This is a genomic window from Streptomyces sp. NPDC002276, assembly GCF_053891435.1.
In genome coordinates this window covers 170,482-187,229 of the sequence record NZ_JBSFCQ010000008.1, presented here as the reverse complement: position 1 = coordinate 187,229, position 16,748 = coordinate 170,482, and the positions used below count along the sequence as shown (strand labels likewise).

Here is a 16,748-nt window from a genome sequence, read left to right as displayed (position 1 = left end):
GCCATCTTGCCAACCGGCCCGCGACGTGTCACGCGAGGGAGTCTAAGGGCACTCCTTGTGCTCGCGGAGTGAGATGAGAGGGAGGTCGCACGGTGAAGTGACGCAGAACGTGTGACCGAACGCCGACGCCCACCACTCTCCGGAGTTTCTAGTGACCGGCGCCGAGGTCGGGCAGCAGCGGGACCATCCCGTTCCAGCGGGAGATCGCGCAGCCGTTGCCGCGGTCGTACGTCGTGTCGACGGGGCGTCCGGCCCACGTGCCGGTGACATGGGCGGTCGCGGGGCCGCCGTAGATCATCGTGCACATGCTGTCCGGGGGCACCGGGGCGAAGGGGTCCTTCCCCCACTGGGTGTTGCGGCCGACGGCCGCGCAGGCGCCGGTGATGTCCGGGTGGGTGCCGCCGCCGGGGTGGCAGTACAACTCGTGCGTCCCGTCGGCGGCACCCGCGTGCCGGACGGTGACGGTGAGATGGTCACCGCCGGACCGGTCCTCGTCACGCACGGGCGGCGGCGCGAGAGTACGGGTGGTCGCGGAGGGCGGGGTGGCGGGCGTGCGGGCGGTCGTGGGGGACGCGGTGGCGGGCGTCGCGGCCAGTGCGCCGACGGTGGCGGCGGACGCGGCGGCGATCACGAGGAGACGGTTCACAAGGAGACGGTTGACCTGCAACATGACCTGACTAACGCCCACCGCTCCCGGACGTTGCGGACACGGCGGCCGGCATCAACGGCTTTGCCCTGCGGCCCGCCCGCCTAGTACCGTAGGGCGCGATTGGTGGCACCGCGTTCGTCTGTGTCATCATCTGCACGCACCACTCGCGCTCGCGCGGGAGGTCGTTGCTGGAGGCGTCGCCTAGTCCGGTCTATGGCGCCGCACTGCTAATGCGGTTTGGGACGCAAATCCCATCGAGGGTTCAAATCCCTCCGCCTCCGCACCCCATCCGAAGCCCCGGTCCGAGCGACCGGGGCTTCGGCCGTTCACAAGGTCGTTTTCGGGCCGTTTCCGCAGCTCACAAGGGGTATGGCTAACGGATTTCACATGGCGGCGGCAGTCATGTAATGTTCTTCCTGTCGCCGCGAGCGGGCCGGAAGGGCCGGGAGCGGCGAAGGAAAACAAGAGAAAATCAAGCACTCGTAGCTTAACGGATAGAGCATCTGACTACGGATCAGAAGGTTGCAGGTTCGAATCCTGCCGAGTGCACAGCAGAACAGGGCCCTGTGGAGAGATCCACGGGGTCCTGGCTTTTGTGTTGACGGCATTGCTCGACGGCGTCGCTCGACGGTGTTCCTCGACGACGGTGCTCGCGGTCTGGGGTGTCCGCCCCTGCCGTACAACCATCCTCTCCCGCCCTCCCCCACCCCAAAGTGACGTTGCTCACATGATTTCGGGCGTTCGGTGGGGTCGTCCAGGGGGTCGTGCACCAGGTTGTGATGAACAAGCGATGTGGACGGCCTCAGCGAGAGGCGTGTCTAGGCCCATACTGGAAGCAATGACAAAGCCAGCTGCACCGAAGCGCTATCTGCCCACCAGTCCCTTCAAGGCACCGGCCGCGGCGGCCCCCAAGCATTTCGCCGTGGGCGACCAGGTGACACACGACATGTACGGCCTCGGCCGGGTCATCGGCATCGAGGACGGAATCGCGGTGCTCGTCGACTTCGGGTCGGTTCAGGAGCGCATCCTGAGTCCGTACGCCAAGATGAGCAAGCTGTAGGACCGCAGTGCCCGGTCACGGCACACCAGGTCCTGGCGGCCTGTAACGAACGGGAGACCTCTCATCGAACTGACCTCGCTGTTCTCCGCCCCGGAAGGGGCGTCCCGCCATGCCAACGCGGGATCGCCCCCTCCGGCGACGAACCCCTTCCAGGCCCCGGACTTCGGGGACGACGAGACGCTGCCGCTCGACGACGGGCCGGCATCGTTCTCGGAGCTGGACGAGGCCTACGGCCGGGCGGGCTAGGCGCCGGGGCCATGTAGTCGCGTCAGTACGTCACCTCGCGGTTCTTGACAGTGACCACGGAGACGAAGTGGTTGTCGTAGAGCCGCCCGGTGCGCGGAGCCCGGCCGCCCTGTGCGGCCGCGTCACGTACGAACACTCCATCTAGCAACGGCAGTTGCTCAGCCGACGACCCTCGGTCCCGGCAGGTCCGCGCGGATCGTCTCCAGGTCGGCGGCCGTGCGTCCGCGCGCGTGGACCCAGCAGTGGTCGAACGCCCCGTCCCGGTGCAGCAGCCGCCCCGGGGCCCCGTACCGGCGCAGCCGAAGTCGTCGACGACCCGGAGGGCGGGCGGCGGGAGAAGCGGATCCGAAGCCCAACTCGGCCTCGACCGCGTCCAGTTCTGCCGTGGTGCAGCCGTCCTCGGGCCGCAGGGGCAGGCCCGTCCACTCATCGGCGAAGCGGTGAAGCGGCGCAGGAAGCCCCAGGCTGACCGTCTCCACCTGGATCTACCCGGTTCTACTCCGACCACTTCGGTCTCCTCGGACCACTTCGGTCTCCTCGGATCTCCTCGGCTTCGCTCGGGTCTACTTCAGCCATGACCACCCACCGTCAACAGCACTCCACCACCTGGGTCCGCTACTTCGCCGACCGTGGTCACGGAGCCGCCCGCCCCCTCGCCGCCGGTGTCGAAGGCGCCGTCTACCGCCTGGGCGACGGGACGGTCGCCAAGGTGTGGACCGGTCGCCGACCAGCCGCTCCGGACCTCCTCCGGCGGGTCTACGACGACATCGCCCGGCCCCGGCACGCGGCGTCGCTGCCGTTCGCCACGCCGGAGATCCTCACCGTCGAGGAGCACGAAGGCGTCCTCGTCACCTATGAACGCGAGTTGGCGGGGGCACCGCTGCGGGCCGACTCGGCGGTCGCGGCGCCGCCACGGGAGCTGCCCGAGAGGGAGACCGACGCCCTGCTGACGGTTCTGCGCGCCCTGGCCGCCGTACCCGGAACCGATGCCATGCGCCGCCTCACCGTCCAGGGCGACGACCGCCCCCTCTGGGAGGGGCACGCCCGCTTCCCCGACGCGCTCGCCGCACTCGTCCGGCGGGCCGTCCGCAGGCATGGTGACCTGCTTGCCGCCAGGGTTTCCGACCTCGCGGACGTCGTGCGTCGGACCGTCGAGTCCCTGGTGGCGCTGCCGGACGGCCCGTTCGTCTCCGTCGTGCACGGCGACCTCGTACCGCCCAACATCCATGTCGACGACAGCGGCGCGCCCATGGCCGTACTCGACTTCGGGTTCTTCACGACCGCGGGCGACCCGGCCTTCGAGGCCGCGGTGACGGCCGCGGTGTGGGACATGTACGGGCCGTACGCGGAACCGCACACCGCCACGCTCACCCGCCTGTTCGCCGAGGAGCTCCGCCACTCGCCGCACACGCTCGACCTCTACCAGCGTGCCTACGCTCTGGCGACCTACGACCTGTTCTCCTCGGACGGTGGAGACGGCCACTTCCGTTGGTGCGCAAGGCTGTTGGGGCGCGGGCCCCTGCCCCTTACGCCGCCGCGCTGAAGACGGGCGTCGCCGGCACCGGCCGTACCGGGATCGCGACGGTCGCCGGTGCGGTGCGGTCGGCGAAGACGAACAGGCGCAGGACCAGGAAGCGGCCGATGCCGGCGAGGGCCGAGGCGCTGAGGTAGACGATCTGTTCGGTGAGCATGCTGGGGGAGGACTGGACGGTGTGGAGGACGAGGATCGCGGCGGACGTCGCCGCGTAGGCCGCCGTCGCGGAACCCGCCGACTGCCAGTGCTCGCGCAGACCGGGACGGCGCCCGGTGCCGAAGGTGAACAGGGCGTGCAGTTCGGTGCAGAGGATGGTCGACGCGATCGTGATCAGCGCGTTCGCCACCGCCCAGGGCATCAGCCCGGCGAGCAGCGGCACCGCCAGGCTGGACAGGACGCCGACCCCGCCCCCGCACACCACGAACCGGACGAAGGAAGCGAACGGACCGGGAGTGGTTGTCATGGGATTTCCCTCCGTACGGCGGCCGTTCGACCTGCGCCGATCCTCTTGACCGGCTGAGATCAACGATGCCGTCATACGGCTGCGGGCACGATGAAGCACTCTCCCGAACCGTTGGTGTAGCCCGCTACACCAACGGGGTCGGGCTTGCCCCCCGTGCTCTACTCCCCGTCACTCCCCGTCCTTCTCTCTGTCCCGCGCGCGGAGTTCCTCGATGTAGTCCTGCGCCAGCGTCGACGTCCGTGCGAACCAGTCGGCCAGTACGGCGATCTCCTCGGGGGAGTAGTCGGCGAACTGGGCGTTGAGGCGGTCGTAGTACGGCCCGTAGAGGGCGACGACCCGGGTCACGGCGGCCGGTACCGAGGCCACGCGGACGCGGCGGCGGTCGGTGGGGTCGGGGACGCGGGTGATGAAACCGGCGCGTTCCAGGCGGTTGAGGATCCCGGTCACCGCGCCCGTCGTGACGTGGGCGTGCTCGGCGAGGTCGCCCGCCGTGAGGAGGTTCTCGCCCGCCTTCAGGACGCAGGCGAAGCAGAGCAGATCGGTGACGTTCAGGCCCAGCCGTTCGGCCATTTCCTGCTGGCCGAGCTGGGCGGTGGCGATGAGGGAGTCCATCGCGTCCAGTGCCTGGGCCGGGGTGGCGGCGGGGCGGGGCTTGGCTTGCATGGATATTGCCTTAGCTAGTGAGAGGTTAATACTCTAAACTTCTTAGATGGTGAGAGATCTCAGGAGTCTGAGGGGGCTGGCACATGAGCGCACACCAGTATGACGAGGGACATACGGTCGCCGGGTGGACCGGATTCGGCATCGCGACCGTCGGGACGGCTGTCGCCGGGGCGGGGGTGTGTACGGTCTCCGCCGCGCTGATCGGCGGCGGGCTGGGGATCGCCGTCGTCGCGGTCCTGGTCACCTGGGCGCTCCACCTCAACGGCTGGGGCAAGCCGCCCGGGCGGCGGGACCGGGCGCAGTGGGGGATGCGGGTACGGGACCCGTTGGCGCGGGCCGGGCACGCCGGGTGTGTCGGGTGCCGGCTGGCAGGGCGGGGACGGGGACAGGGACGGCCGGCGGAGGGGAGTACGGAGGGCCGCGCGGAAGGACGTACGGAAGGACGTACGGAAGGCCGCACGGAGGAGACCCGGCAGCAGCCCGTCCCGCTCGGAGAAACCGCAGGCTGAGGCCGTTGTCAGTGGCGCCGTCTAATCTCGTGAGCGATGGCACAGACATCACGGGCACCACGGACGTGGAAGTGCTCGGGACTCCGATGGACGGTAGGCGGTCCCGAGTTGAAGTGGGACGGCGGGCGCGGGAGCCCGCTGCCCCGCGGGAAGCGGGTGGCCTTCGAGGTCGCGGAAGGAGGCGGGCGGACATGCGTGGGAGCACGGGGGCATACCTGCCCGCTGCGTGCGGCCGTGCCGGAGCGGAGCACGGGAGCGCGGTGCGAAGAGTGCGCGCGGCTGGACCGGGCGCACTCGGTGGCCGCGGACACGATCGCGGACGACCCGCGGCCGTACCACGTATATCTGGCCTGGTTCGGCCCCGGCCTGCTCAAGGTCGGCATCACCGCCGAAGAACGTGGCTCCGCGCGACTGCTTGAGCAGGGCGCCGTCTGCTTCAGCTGGCTGGGCCTCGGCCCACTGATGGCGGCACGGCGTTCGGAGGAGTTGCTGCGCGCCGCACTCCGGGTACCGGACCGGATTCCCTACGGCGAGAAGCGCGCGGTCCGCTCCGCGCTGCCGGGTTCGGCGGCGGAGCGCGCGGCCGAGATCGCCGAGTTGCACGCCCGGGCTCTCGCGCTGCGCGAATGGCCGGAGTCGCTCCACCGCGAGCCGTACCAACCGGTGGACCACGTCGACGCGTTCGGGCTTACGGACCTTCCGGCCGCCGTCGGCGAGGTGGGCGGGCTGGTCGCGGGCGGGGTGGTGAGCGGGGAGCTGCTCGCGGCGGCGGGACCGGATCTCCACCTCGCGACCGGGCGGGGCGTGGTCGTGCTGGACACGCGGTTGATGACGGGGTGGGAGCTGATCCCGGCCGGGGGCGAGACGGTTGAATTCACCGTGCCGGTGAGGGAGTTCAGGAGGGAAGCACCGGGGGTCCAGGAAGGGCTGTTCTGAGAACTGGGACAGGAAGGGTTGTTCTAAGAACGGGGAAGGGAACGGGGAGGAGTCGTCATGGAGGTCACCGTCCAGTGGGTCCGCACGTCCTGGACGAAGCGGTCACGGGGAGGCGAGGCGGCCGCACGCAGAAACGCGGCCCCGGTCGGATTCCCGCTGCCGTACGGGATGGCGTCGCTGGCCCACACGGCTCACACGGCTCACACGGTCCACACGGTACGGATGCACGAGAAGGACGACTTCACTCCGCACGACAGCCGGGTGGAGCGGAAGCAGGTCGCGGTCCAACTCCGGGAGACCGACGGGCGGTTGAGAGTGTTCCCGCGCGTGGACCCGCTGTTCGGGCTGCCGCCCAGGGCGCGTCGGCCGCCCGCGGTCCGGCTCGCGCCGGGGCAGTGGGTCCGGTGGCAGCTCAACTACCGATTCAGCAGCGCGGCCGGTATGCAGGACTGGTCGTACTGGCTGGACACGTTCAACGTCGCCTACGGGCCGGTGACAGCCGACGTGTTTCTGGGGACGCCCGCCTTCCATGTGGACGAGCAGGGGCCGGTTCGATAGCGATGGGCAGGAGTGGGGTCCCCTATGGAAATGGACAGTGAAGGGTGTGAAGCCGGTGAAGCCGGCGCGGCGGCCGAGACGGCCGGAGTGGCCGCCGAGAGGGTCGGAGTGGCCGCCGAGACGGCCGGGGTGGCTGAGACGGTCGGCGTTACCGAGGCGGTCGGAGGGTCCGAGGTAGCCGAGGCGCTCGGCGTGCCCGAGGCGGTCGAGATCCGGCGGTTCTGGCGGCGGCTCGGGCTGCCCGGGCTCGTCGACGTGCACACTCACTTCATGCCCGAGCGGGTGCTGCGCAAGGTCTGGGGTTACTTCGACGCGCTCGGGCCCTCGACCGGTGGAGCGCTGGAGTGGCCGATCACCTACCGGAAGCAGGAGGACGAACGGGTCGCGCTGATAAGGGAGTTCGGAGTACGCGCTTTCACCGCCATGCTCTACCCGCACAAGCCCGGCATGGCCCGCTGGCTCAACGGCTGGGCCGTCGACTTCGCCGCCCGCACCCCCGACTGTCTGCACACCTCGACTCTCTTCCCGGAAGAGGGAGTTGAGGACTACGTCCGGGAGGCGCTGGACTCAGGCGCGCGGGTGTTCAAGGCGCATGTGCAGGTCGGGGCGTACGACCCGGCCGACGAACTCCTCGATCCCGCCTGGGGGTTGCTCGCCGAGTCCGGGACACCGGTCGTGATCCACTGCGGGTCGGGGCCGGCCCCCGGCAAGCACACCGGGCCCGAGCCGATCGGCCGGGTGCTGGCAAGACACCCGCGGCTGCGGCTGGTCGTCGCGCACATGGGGATGTCGGAGTACGAGGACTTCCTCGGCCTCGCCGAGCGGTACGGGGAGGTGCGGCTGGACACGACGATGGCGTTCACGGACTTCAGCGAACGCCTGGCCCCCTTCCCGCCGCGTGCGCTCCCCCGGCTGGCCGCCCTGGGAAACCGCGTTCTACTCGGCAGCGACTTCCCGAACATCCCGTATCCGTACCTGCATCAACTGCACGCCCTGGAGCGGCTGGGCCTCGGGGACGACTGGCTGCGGGCGGTCTGCCACGACAACGGGGCGGAGCTGTTCGGGCTGGGCACCGGACTGTGAGGGAGAGAGGGAGGTTGGGGGGATACAGGGGAGACCGAGGCGGCGCGGGCGGAACGCACAGGTCCGCCGGAGCCGTGTGCGGGACGGGATAAGTCCCGGGCAAGAGATTCCAAGGTGTTCCCTGAGAGGCCCCTGTGCGTTTCTCAGGAAAATCACAGACTCTAGAAAGCGTGCTCTAAGAGGACCACGACAACGTGTCCACCATGACCACGACCTCGCCCCAGGGGCGCACCGAACTGCTGAGGCCGGACGGGAGCCCCGTCCGAGTGCTTGTGGTGGACGACGAGCTGTCGATCACCGAGCTGCTGTCCATGGCCCTTCGCTATGAAGGCTGGCAGATCCGCAGCGCGGGTGACGGAACCGGCGCGATCCAGACCGCGCGTGAGTTCCGGCCCGACGCCGTCGTCCTCGACATGATGCTGCCCGACATGGACGGTCTGACCGTCCTGGGTCGGCTGCGCCGTGAGCTGCCGGACGTTCCGGTGCTGTTCCTCACCGCGAAGGACGCGGTCGAGGACCGGATCGCGGGGCTCACCGCCGGCGGCGACGACTACGTCACCAAGCCGTTCAGCCTCGAAGAGGTCGTGGCCCGGCTGCGCGGGCTGATCCGCCGCTCCGGTGCGGCGGACCGCCGCTCCGACTCCGTGCTGGTCGTGGGTGACCTCACCCTCGACGAGGACAGCCACGAGGTGTCGCGGGCCGGTGAGGGCATCCACCTCACCGCCACCGAGTTTGAGCTGTTGCGCTTCCTGATGCGTAATCCCCGTCGTGTACTCAGCAAGGCACAGATCCTCGACCGTGTGTGGTCGTACGACTTCGGTGGGCAGGCCAATGTGGTCGAGCTCTACATCTCGTACCTCCGCCGGAAGATCGACGCGGGACGTGAGCCGATGATCCACACTCGACGCGGTGCCGGTTACCTGATCAAGCCCGCGGCCTCATGAGCGGGCGACGACGGCCGCGTGCGCAGAAGAAGCGAGCGGGTAAGCCGCGCACCCTGCGGACCCGGCTCGTCGTCGCGTCCGTGACGCTGATCGCGGTGGTGTGCGCGGTGATCGGTACGGTGACGACCGTCGCGTTGAAGTCGCACCTGTACCAGCAGCTCGAAGGCAAGGTGACGGACACGGCCATCCGGGCGGTGGGCCGTCCTCAGGGGAACCCGGACGGCGGACCGGCCGGTCCGGCGGGCCTGGGCAAGGGATCCTCCAACTCGTCCAACTCGTCCAACTCGTCCGCCTCTTCCTCGGATTCCGATCCCGGCAAGGCCGTCACGTCGGCCGAAAAGGTCAACAGACTCCTCACCGGCCTCATCGGTCCGACGCAGGAGAAGACCGTCGCCGCCTATGCGAAGAAGGGCGTGATCACCACCGCGTCCTACAACAAGCAGAAGACCGACAGCAGTGGCGCGGGCAACGGGATGGCCACCGTAGGTCTCAACACCGCGCAGAAGCAGGCCCTTGCCTCCGTGGCGAAGGACAACAAGACGCACACCGTGACCATCCCGGGCCTCGGGGACTATCTCGTCAAGTACGCCTCGACCCCCGGCAACACCACCGAGGGCTACTACATCGCACTGCCGACCACGGATGTCGACAACACCGTCAACACCCTCATCCTCGTCGAACTCAGCGTCACCGCCGCCGGCCTCGTGGCCGCGGGCATCGCCGGTTACATCCTGGTCGGCATCGCCACCCGCCCCCTCCGCCGAGTCGCCGCGACCGCCACCCGGGTCTCCGAACTGCCCCTCCACACGGGCGAGGTGACCCTGAACGAACGGGTCCCCGAGTCCGAGACCGACCCGCATACCGAGGTCGGCCAGGTCGGGGCCGCGCTCAACCGGATGCTCGACCATGTGCACGGCGCCCTGCACGCGAGACAGCAGAGCGAGATGCGGGTACGGCAGTTCGTCGCGGACGCCAGTCATGAGCTTCGGACGCCCCTCGCCTCCATCCGGGGATACGCCGAACTCACCCGTCGCGGACGCGAACAGACCGGCCCCGACACCAAGCACGCCCTCGGGAGAATCGAGTCCGAGGCCGGGCGCATGACCCTCCTCGTCGAGGATCTGCTGCTGCTCGCCCGGCTCGACGCGGGCAGACCGCTCCAGTTCGACCAGACCGACCTGATCCCGCTCGTCGTGGACACCATCAGCGACTCGCGCGCGGCCGGCATGGGCCACAACTGGCGGCTCGACCTGCCCGACGAACCGGCCCTCGTGTCGGCGGACGCGGCCCGCATCCAGCAGGTCCTCGTCAACCTGCTCGGCAACGCCCGCAAGCACACCCCACCGGGTACGACGATCACCGCACGCGTGCAGCGGCGCGGACCGTGGATGTGTGTGGACGTCGAGGACAACGGCCAGGGCATCCCGCCGGATTTGCTGCCGCACGTATTCGAACGGTTCGCGCGCGGCGACTCGGCGCGTTCCCGCTCCACCGGGTCGACCGGTCTGGGCCTCGCCATCGTGCAGGCGGTCGCGACCGCGCACGGCGGTGCCGTCACCGTGGACAGCGTTCCCGGACGCACTGTGTTCACCGTGCATCTGCCCGCGCTTGCACCGGCTGTGCCCACGCCCGCCCCCGAAACGAATTGGCAATCGCACTCACAGGCACAGCACAGTGCCACCACATGGGTGCAACAGGGCGCTTGAGGAGAGTCGGTTCATGCGAACCGACTCTTCTCCCGGCACCCTGCCGGCGCGGGAGCACCTCCCGGCCGGAGACGCCGGTACGCCTGTCCTGGACGTAGTGATCCCCGTCTACAACGAGGAGAAGGACCTCCAGCCATGTGTGCTCAGACTGCACGAGCACCTCAAGCGCACGTTCCCGTACGCGTTCCGCATCACCATCGCGGACAACGCGTCGATCGACACCACTCCTCAGGTGGCGGCGCGGCTGGAGTCGGAGATCCCCGAGGTGAAATCGTTCCGGCTGGAGCAGAAGGGGCGCGGTCGAGCACTGCGCACCGTCTGGTCCGCCTCGGACGCCCCGATCCTCGCCTATATGGACGTCGATCTCTCCACCGACCTCAACGCGCTGCTCCCCCTGGTGGCGCCGCTGATCTCGGGTCACTCCGACCTGGCGATCGGTTCCCGGCTGGCCCGCTCGTCGCGTGTCGTGCGTGGCGCCAAGCGCGAGTTCATCAGCCGGACCTACAACCTGATCCTGCGCGGCTCGCTCCAGGCCCGCTTCTCGGACGCCCAGTGCGGATTCAAGGCGATCCGGCGTGATGTGGCCCAGGCCCTGCTGCCGCTCGTCGAGGACACCGGCTGGTTCTTCGACACCGAGATGCTGGTGCTGGCCGAACGGGCCGGACTGCGCATCCACGAGGTGCCGGTCGACTGGGTCGACGACCCGAACTCGACCGTCCACATCGTCAAGACGGCGACCGAGGACCTGAAGGGAGTGTGGCGCGTGGGCAAGGCCCTGGCCTCCGGTTCGCTGCCGCTCGACCGTGTCACGCGCCCCTTCGGCGACGACCCCCGGGACCGTGACATCAAGGACGTGCCCAAGGGCCTGGCCCGCCAGCTCGTCGGATTCTGCGTGGTCGGCGGTCTCTCCACCCTCTTCTACCTGGTGCTCTACAGCGCCTTCCGGCAGTTCTCCGGCTCGCAGATCGCCAACGCGCTCGCGCTGCTGGTCTCGGCGGTCGCCAACACGGCCGCCAACCGCCGCCTCACCTTCGGGGTCCGCGGCAAGGGCGGAGCCGTCCGTCACCAGGCACAGGGCCTGGTCGTCTTCGCCATCGGCCTCGCACTGACCAGCGGTTCCCTCGCGGCGCTGAACGCGGCCAGCAGCGACCCGGCGCACTCCACCGAACTCGCGGTCCTGGTGGCCGCCAACCTCGCGGCGACCGTCCTGCGCTTCCTGCTCTTCCGTGCCTGGGTCTTCCCGGACCGCGGCGACAGCACCGACGAGTCGACGCTCGCGGCCCTCAAATCCCCTTCGTCGCCCACCTATTCGACGGCGGCGACGACGGCACCCCAGCACGCTCAGCAGCACCACGGTGCGTACGGTCCGCTGCCCCACCGGCAGCCCCAGCCTCAGCAGGGCATGCCGTACGACACCACCACCACCACGACGACGTACGACACCACCACCCAGTTCCGCGCCGGTGAAGCCGCGGACGGCACCTGGAGGGACGCGACGATGCGGTTGCAGCCGGTGCGTCCCCACGACACCGATCCGAGGGATCCCCGATGACCACCGAAACCGATCAGACGACCTATCCGGGAGGAGGCGGCCCCTCGTCCTGGGGGGCGCCGACCGGTGACCCGGACACCGGCAGAGACACGGCCGTGCAGGAACCGGCGGCATCCTCGGACACCCTGGCCCCCCAGGCCGGTGAGCCCAAGCAGCCGCTCGGGCGCCGCCTGTGGCGCGGCCGTCCCGAGGACCCGCGCTGGGCACGCCCCGCCTTCTGGGGCATGCTCCTGGCGACCGGCCTGCTCTACCTCTACAACCTGAGCGCGTCCGGGTACTCGAACTCCTTCTACTCGGCGGCTGTTCAGGCCGGCAGCAAGAGCTGGAAGGCGATGCTGTTCGGCTCGCTGGACGCGGGCAACGCGATCACCGTCGACAAGCCCTCGGCGTTCCTGTGGCCGATGGAGATCTCGGTCCGGATCTTCGGCCTCAACTCGTGGGCGATCCTGGTCCCCGAGGTCCTCATGGGCGTCGGCACGGTCGCGGTCGTCTACGCGGCGGTCCGCCGCCGCCACAGCCCCGAGGCCGGTCTGATCGCGGGCGCCGTGCTGGCGCTCACCCCGGTCGCCGCGCTGATGTTCCGCTTCAACAACCCCGACGCGGCACTGGCGTTGCTGATGTCGGTGGCCTGCTACCTCGTCGTCCGGGCCCTGGAGGACGGCCGTACGAAGTGGCTGGTGTGGGCCGGAGTCGCGATCGGCTTCGCGTTCCTGTCGAAGACCCTCCAGGCCTTCCTGATCCTGCCGCCGCTGGCCATCGTCTACGCGGTCTGCGCGCCGGTGAGCGTGAAGAAGAGGTTCGCCCAACTGGGCCTGGCCACGGGCGCGTTGGTCGTCGCGGCCGGTTGGTGGGTCGCGCTCGTCGAGCTGTGGCCCGCCTCGTCCCGCCCCTACATCGGCGGCTCGCAGAACAACAGCTTCCTTGAACTGACCTTCGGCTACAACGGGTTCGGCCGCCTCAGCGGCGACGAGACCGGCAGTGTCGGAGGCGGCGGTGGCGGCGGCGGTACGGGCCAGTGGGGTGCCACGGGCTGGGACCGGATGTTCAACTCCGAGATCGGCAGCCAGATCTCCTGGCTGCTGCCCACCGCGCTGATCCTCCTGATCGCGGGCCTGGTGGCCACGCGCAAGCTCAACCGCACGTCGGTCAGGCGCAGTTCGATGCTCGTGTGGGGCGGCTCGCTGGTCACGACCCTGGTCGTCTTCAGCTACATGGCGGGCATCTTCCACCAGTACTACACGATCGCCCTCGCCCCCTACATCGCGGCCGTGATCGGCATCGGCGCGGGTTCCCTCTGGGAGCGGCGGAGCGAGATCTGGGCCTCGATCACCCTCGCGGCGGCGGTAGTCGCGGCCGGTGTGTGGGGCTACGTCCTCCTCAACCGCACCTCCGACTACCTGCCCTGGCTGAAGTGGCTGGTCCTCCTCGGCTCCCTGGCGGGCGCGCTCGGTCTGATCTTCGTCGCGAAGATCGGCCGCCAACTCGCCCTCGCGGCAGTCGGCTTGAGCATCGTGGCGGGCCTGGCGGGCCCGGCGGCGTACACCATGTCGACGGTCAACTCGGCGCACACCGGCTCCATCCCGACGGCCGGTCCGGCCGGGGCGAGCATGATGGGCGGCGGCGGTCCGGGCGGCGGCGGTCGCGGCGGCTTCGGCGGCGGCAACCGTACCGGCGGCACGGGCACGATGCCCGGCCAGCAGGGCGGCAACGGCGGCACCACCCAGAACCAGGGCGGCGGCTTCCCGGGCGGCGGCACGGGCACGATGCCCGGCGGCGGCACGGGCACAGCGCCCGGTGGCGGCACCCAGAACCAGGGTGGCGGCTTCGGCGGCGGGACCGGTGACGGCGGTGGCATGGGCGGCGGCGGTGGCGTCGGCGGCCTGCTCAACGGCGCGACGGTCACCTCGGCGGCGAAGAAGCTGCTCCAGACGGACGCGAGCAAGTACACCTGGGTGGCCGCGTCCATCGGCTCCCAGAACGCCGCGAGCTACCAACTCGCCACCGGCGACCCGGTGATGGCGATCGGCGGCTTCAACGGCACCGACCCGTCACCGACGTTGGCCCAGTTCCAGAAGTACGTGGCGGACGGAAAGATCCACTACTTCATCTCGGGCGGCACCGGAATGGGCGGCAGCAGCACCGGCAGCTCCTCGCAGATCTCCTCGTGGGTCGAGAAGAACTACAAGAAGGTGACGGTCGGTTCGGCCACCTTCTACGACCTGACGCAGAAGACGAGCAGCTGACACCCGGCTGACCCATCTCCACTGAGCAGAGGCGGTGACCACACGGTCACCGCCTCTCCTCGTGTCCGGGAAATCTCCGTTGTACGCCGTATAGGAACTGTTCTACGGTGTACAGCATGCCGACCTCCCCAGACCCCCGTAGTCATCCCAAGCGCTGGATCGTCCTCGGAGTCATCTGTCTCGCGCAGCTCACCGTGCTGCTCGACAACACCGTCCTGAACGTCGCGATCCCCTCGCTCACCCGCGAACTCGACGCGAGCACCGCGGACATCCAGTGGATGATCAACGCGTACTCGCTCGTGCAGTCGGGGCTGTTGCTGACGGCGGGCAGCGCGGCAGACCGCTACGGCCGCAAGAAGATGCTGATCACGGGTCTCGTCCTCTTCGGCGCGGGCTCGCTGATCGCCGGACTCGCCGACTCCACCGGGCAGTTGATCGTCGCGCGGGCCGGGATGGGGGTCGGCGGGGCGTTGCTCATCACCACCACCCTCGCCGTCGTGATGCAGATCTTCGCCCCCGAGGAACAGCCGAAGGCGATCGGCATCTGGGCCGCCGTGAACGCCCTGGGCTTCGCGACCGGCCCGCTCCTCGGCGGCTTCATGCTCAACCACTTCTGGTGGGGCGCGATCTTCCTGATCAACCTCCCGGTCGCCGCACTGGCGTTGGTCGCGGCGGTGGCCCTGGTCCCCGAGTCCAAGAACCCTCGCGGCGACCGCCCCGACCTCCTCGGCGCGCTGCTCTCCACCGTCGGCATGGCCGCGCTGGTCTACGCGATCATCTCCGGCCCCGTGCACGGCTGGACGTCGGACCGGGTGCTGCTCACGGCGGTGGTGGCGCTCGTGGTCCTCGCCGCGTTCGCGTACTGGGAGAACCGCGTCCCGTACCCCATGCTCGACCTCGACTTTTTCCGCGACCGCCGCTTCACGGGCGCGGTCACCGGAGTCGTACTGATCACCTTCGGCATGGCCGGCTCCCTCTTCCTGCTCACCCAGCACCTCCAATTCGTCCTCGGCTACGGCCCGTTGGAGGCCGGACTCCGGACGGCGCCGCTCGCCCTGGCGATCGTCGCGCTCAACTTCTCGGGGCTGGCGGCGAAGTGGACGGCGAAGCTGGGTGCTCCGACGGCCATCGGGCTGGGCATGGTGCTGATGTCGGCGGGGCTGGCGTCGATCGCGGTGGTCGCCCCGGGTGGGTATGCCGGGACGCTGGCGGGGCTGTTGCTGATCGGGACGGGGGCGGCGATCACGAATCCGGCGATGGCTCACGCGATCATGAGTGCGATTCCGCCGGAGAAGGCGGGGGTCGGCGCGGGCGTCAACGGCACGTTGGGGGAGTTCGGGAACGGGTTGGGGGTTGCCGTTCTCGGCGCCGTGCTGAGTTCGCGGTTCGCGGCGAGTTCCTTGCCGGAGGGATTGGCGGGGGCGACCTCGGCCGAGGAGAGGCAGAGGGTGACCGATTCCTTCTCTTCCGCGCTGGAGGTCAGTCAGTTGGTGGGGGCGGTTGCTGTTTTGGCCGGGGGGTTGCTTGCCGCGGCGTTGTTGTGGCGGGCGGAGCGGGCAGACTCGGGGGTGGTGGTCGCTCAGTAGCGGGTGCGGGTGCGTTGTGGCTGGTCGCGCAGTTCCCCGCGCCCCTAAGTTAAGTGATCCGGGATTTAGATCTTGAGGGAGGTTCGCCATGGCCAAGACAAGCTCGTCGGCGGGGCGTTCTGCGCGCACGAGTGTCTGGCTGGAACAGAAGGCACCTCGAAGTGCTCGCGGTGGCGGGCAGCCCTCTGGTCTTGATCGCGACCGCATCACCCTCGCCACCGTACGACTACTGGACGCCGAGGGACTCGCCAAGTTCTCCATGCGGCGGCTCGCCACCGAGCTGAACGTGACGGCGATGTCCGTCTACTGGTACGTCGACACGAAGGACGATCTCCTCGAACTCGCCCTGGACACCGCCTTCGGCGAGCTGCCGCTGCCCGATCCGGAGGCGGCGAGCGAGGACTGGCGGGACCAACTCCGCATGCTGGCAACGGCGTACCGGGGCCTGCTGGTCCGGCACCCGTGGCTGTCGCCGCTCGCCGGGACGTTCCTCAACATCGGGCCGAACAGCCTGTCCTTCTCCCGGGCCGTCCAGCGCGTGATCCGGCGCACGGGCCTGCCGGACCACGGCCTGACGGGGGCGATCTCGGCCGTCTTCCAGTTCGTCTACGGCTACGGCACGATCGAGGGCCACTTCTTCGCCCGCGTCGCCGACACCGGCATGACCCCCGACGACTACTTCCGGCACGCCATGACGACGTTCGACGGGGCCCCGACGACCGCCGAGATCGTGCAGGAGTCCAAGGAACTCATGGCGGCGCGGGGCGGCGACACGGTCGCGGAGATGATGGACCGGGACTTCACCTTCGCCCTGGACCTGCTGGTGGCGGGCATCGAGGCGATGGTGAAGCGGGGCTGAGCACGGGCGCGGGCGTCAGTTGTCGTCGGCGAGCCGCGCCGGGAAGCCGCCCGTCGCCACCGGTCCCCACCGCTCCGGTGTGATCCGGATGATGGACTTGCCCTGCTTCAGCATGGCGGCCCGGGCCCCGTCTTGTCTGCGCCCCTCGCACTGCTTC

The 16,748-nt window shown here is 69.5% G+C and carries 16 protein-coding genes and 2 tRNA genes; 14 read left to right on the top strand and 4 right to left on the bottom strand.

The genetic code is table 11. The annotated features are described in order from the left end of the window. Window positions 1–148 precede the first annotated feature (148 nt). On the bottom strand, window positions 149–670 hold the full coding sequence (locus tag ACWIHT_RS21940) for an SSI family serine proteinase inhibitor (protein WP_456169836.1): 522 nt from the start codon (window positions 668–670) through the stop codon (window positions 149–151). A gap of 169 nt (window positions 671–839) precedes the next feature. Between ACWIHT_RS21940 and ACWIHT_RS21935 the strand changes: the two genes are divergently transcribed. From ACWIHT_RS21935 to ACWIHT_RS21925, 3 genes are all read left to right on the top strand, one after another. Next, a tRNA-Ser gene (locus ACWIHT_RS21935) sits at window positions 840–930 on the top strand. 195 nt (window positions 931–1,125) lie between these two features. Continuing rightward, window positions 1,126–1,198, top strand: a tRNA-Arg gene (locus ACWIHT_RS21930). A 289-nt stretch (window positions 1,199–1,487) separates the two neighbouring features. After that, window positions 1,488–1,709 carry a hypothetical protein gene (locus tag ACWIHT_RS21925; RefSeq protein WP_019073270.1) on the top strand — a complete coding sequence of 74 codons (222 nt, stop codon included), beginning with the start codon at window positions 1,488–1,490 and terminating at the stop codon, window positions 1,707–1,709. Window positions 1,710–2,113: 404 nt separating this feature from the next. Here the strand turns inward: ACWIHT_RS21925 and ACWIHT_RS21920 are convergent, their stop codons facing one another. Further along, window positions 2,114–2,434, bottom strand: coding sequence for a hypothetical protein (locus ACWIHT_RS21920; protein ID WP_456169835.1), 321 nt, complete (start codon window positions 2,432–2,434; stop codon window positions 2,114–2,116). A 95-nt stretch (window positions 2,435–2,529) separates the two neighbouring features. On the opposite strand from ACWIHT_RS21920, the gene ACWIHT_RS21915 reads away from it, so the two are divergent. Continuing rightward, window positions 2,530–3,498 (top strand): phosphotransferase family protein, encoded by a 969-nt coding sequence (locus ACWIHT_RS21915; protein ID WP_456169834.1) that lies wholly within the window; start codon window positions 2,530–2,532, stop codon window positions 3,496–3,498. Here the strand turns inward: ACWIHT_RS21915 and ACWIHT_RS21910 are convergent. After that, window positions 3,482–3,952: a GtrA family protein gene (locus tag ACWIHT_RS21910; protein WP_456169833.1), complete on the bottom strand. Its 471-nt coding sequence runs from the start codon at window positions 3,950–3,952 to the stop codon at window positions 3,482–3,484. The two genes, ACWIHT_RS21915 and ACWIHT_RS21910, sit on opposite strands and share 17 nt — an antisense overlap. A 168-nt stretch (window positions 3,953–4,120) precedes the next feature. Then, window positions 4,121–4,615, bottom strand: a complete 495-nt coding sequence (locus ACWIHT_RS21905) for a MarR family winged helix-turn-helix transcriptional regulator (protein ID WP_456169832.1) — start codon at window positions 4,613–4,615, stop codon at window positions 4,121–4,123. An 83-nt stretch (window positions 4,616–4,698) separates the two neighbouring features. Between ACWIHT_RS21905 and ACWIHT_RS21900 the strand changes: the two genes are divergently transcribed. From ACWIHT_RS21900 to ACWIHT_RS21855, 10 genes are all read left to right on the top strand, one after another. Next, the gene (locus ACWIHT_RS21900; RefSeq protein WP_456169831.1) at window positions 4,699–5,124 is read left to right on the top strand and encodes an HGxxPAAW family protein; all 426 of its coding nucleotides are present in this window, start codon (window positions 4,699–4,701) and stop codon (window positions 5,122–5,124) included. Window positions 5,125–5,160: 36 nt separating this feature from the next. Beyond that, entirely contained in the window at window positions 5,161–6,060 is a 900-nt protein-coding gene (locus ACWIHT_RS21895) for a DUF2797 domain-containing protein (protein WP_456169830.1), read from the top strand. Between the two features lie 57 nt (window positions 6,061–6,117). Continuing rightward, window positions 6,118–6,618, top strand: coding sequence for a hypothetical protein (locus ACWIHT_RS21890; protein WP_456169829.1), 501 nt, complete (start codon window positions 6,118–6,120; stop codon window positions 6,616–6,618). A 24-nt stretch (window positions 6,619–6,642) separates the two neighbouring features. Next, on the top strand, window positions 6,643–7,701 hold the full coding sequence (locus tag ACWIHT_RS21885; protein WP_456169828.1) for an amidohydrolase family protein: 1,059 nt from the start codon (window positions 6,643–6,645) through the stop codon (window positions 7,699–7,701). 203 nt (window positions 7,702–7,904) lie between these two features. Further along, window positions 7,905–8,645 (top strand): response regulator transcription factor, encoded by a 741-nt coding sequence (locus tag ACWIHT_RS21880; protein WP_026179246.1) that lies wholly within the window; start codon window positions 7,905–7,907, stop codon window positions 8,643–8,645. Beyond that, complete coding sequence (locus ACWIHT_RS21875; protein WP_456169826.1) at window positions 8,642–10,351, top strand: sensor histidine kinase; 1,710 nt, start codon at window positions 8,642–8,644, stop codon at window positions 10,349–10,351. The genes ACWIHT_RS21880 and ACWIHT_RS21875 overlap by 4 nt, the downstream gene beginning before the upstream one ends. A 13-nt stretch (window positions 10,352–10,364) precedes the next feature. Further along, window positions 10,365–11,903 (top strand): glycosyltransferase, encoded by a 1,539-nt coding sequence (locus ACWIHT_RS21870; protein WP_456169825.1) that lies wholly within the window; start codon window positions 10,365–10,367, stop codon window positions 11,901–11,903. After that, window positions 11,900–14,146, top strand: coding sequence for an ArnT family glycosyltransferase (locus ACWIHT_RS21865; RefSeq protein WP_456169824.1), 2,247 nt, complete (start codon window positions 11,900–11,902; stop codon window positions 14,144–14,146). The genes ACWIHT_RS21870 and ACWIHT_RS21865 overlap by 4 nt, the downstream gene beginning before the upstream one ends. A gap of 116 nt (window positions 14,147–14,262) precedes the next feature. Continuing rightward, on the top strand, window positions 14,263–15,732 hold the full coding sequence (locus ACWIHT_RS21860; RefSeq protein ID WP_456169823.1) for an MFS transporter: 1,470 nt from the start codon (window positions 14,263–14,265) through the stop codon (window positions 15,730–15,732). 88 nt (window positions 15,733–15,820) lie between these two features. Continuing rightward, a complete protein-coding gene (locus ACWIHT_RS21855) occupies window positions 15,821–16,591 on the top strand; it encodes a TetR/AcrR family transcriptional regulator (protein ID WP_456169822.1) in 771 nt (256 codons plus the stop codon). The last annotated feature ends 157 nt before the right edge of the window (window positions 16,592–16,748 follow it).

Excerpts from the sequence above, each read along its gene's own strand:
- ACWIHT_RS21860 (WP_456169823.1), top strand. The coding sequence starts at position 14,263 with ATGCCGACCTCCCCAGACCCCCGTAGTCATCCCAAGCGCTGGATCGTC.
- ACWIHT_RS21925 (WP_019073270.1), top strand. The coding sequence starts at position 1,488 with ATGACAAAGCCAGCTGCACCGAAGCGCTATCTGCCCACCAGTCCCTTC.
- ACWIHT_RS21900 (WP_456169831.1), top strand. The coding sequence starts at position 4,699 with ATGAGCGCACACCAGTATGACGAGGGACATACGGTCGCCGGGTGGACC.
- ACWIHT_RS21870 (WP_456169825.1), top strand. The coding sequence starts at position 10,365 with ATGCGAACCGACTCTTCTCCCGGCACCCTGCCGGCGCGGGAGCACCTC.
- ACWIHT_RS21880 (WP_026179246.1), top strand. The coding sequence starts at position 7,905 with ATGACCACGACCTCGCCCCAGGGGCGCACCGAACTGCTGAGGCCGGAC.
- ACWIHT_RS21890 (WP_456169829.1), top strand. The coding sequence starts at position 6,118 with ATGGAGGTCACCGTCCAGTGGGTCCGCACGTCCTGGACGAAGCGGTCA.
- ACWIHT_RS21915 (WP_456169834.1), top strand. The coding sequence starts at position 2,530 with ATGACCACCCACCGTCAACAGCACTCCACCACCTGGGTCCGCTACTTC.
- ACWIHT_RS21895 (WP_456169830.1), top strand. The coding sequence starts at position 5,161 with ATGGCACAGACATCACGGGCACCACGGACGTGGAAGTGCTCGGGACTC.
- ACWIHT_RS21905 (WP_456169832.1), bottom strand. The coding sequence starts at position 4,615 with ATGCAAGCCAAGCCCCGCCCCGCCGCCACCCCGGCCCAGGCACTGGAC.
- ACWIHT_RS21875 (WP_456169826.1), top strand. The coding sequence starts at position 8,642 with ATGAGCGGGCGACGACGGCCGCGTGCGCAGAAGAAGCGAGCGGGTAAG.
- ACWIHT_RS21885 (WP_456169828.1), top strand. The coding sequence starts at position 6,643 with ATGGAAATGGACAGTGAAGGGTGTGAAGCCGGTGAAGCCGGCGCGGCG.
- ACWIHT_RS21865 (WP_456169824.1), top strand. The coding sequence starts at position 11,900 with ATGACCACCGAAACCGATCAGACGACCTATCCGGGAGGAGGCGGCCCC.
- ACWIHT_RS21855 (WP_456169822.1), top strand. The coding sequence starts at position 15,821 with ATGGCCAAGACAAGCTCGTCGGCGGGGCGTTCTGCGCGCACGAGTGTC.
- ACWIHT_RS21940 (WP_456169836.1), bottom strand. The coding sequence starts at position 670 with ATGTTGCAGGTCAACCGTCTCCTTGTGAACCGTCTCCTCGTGATCGCC.
- ACWIHT_RS21910 (WP_456169833.1), bottom strand. The coding sequence starts at position 3,952 with ATGACAACCACTCCCGGTCCGTTCGCTTCCTTCGTCCGGTTCGTGGTG.